Consider the following 272-nt stretch of genomic DNA (forward strand, 5'->3'; position numbering starts at 1 on the left):
TGTGGCCTTTGGGGGAGAATATGCATGTTCTTCAGTGACCAATCCGTGCTTGCTGAGTATGTAATGATGGCGGTAATAGTTAAAAACGGTAAGCCCTGAGTAGTAATACCCCATGAACATACCAAACCCAACTAAAATCCAAGTCCATGGCTCAGTTACCGTCTCAATAAGATCGAATCCAGAAGCAAAAAAAATAAAAGCGAACATAGGAGCAGCACAATAAAAAGCATTCTTCTGTAATGTCTTTTTTCTGCGACTAGCATAAGGCCAGT

1 protein-coding gene is annotated in these 272 nt (G+C 41.2%); it reads right to left on the bottom strand.

What is annotated here, in order from left to right:
• On the bottom strand, positions 1–272 hold a 272-nt coding region (locus ACYP03_RS26190), incomplete at both ends, for a hypothetical protein (protein ID WP_459782698.1).

Source organism: Photobacterium sp. R1 (genome assembly GCF_054600795.1).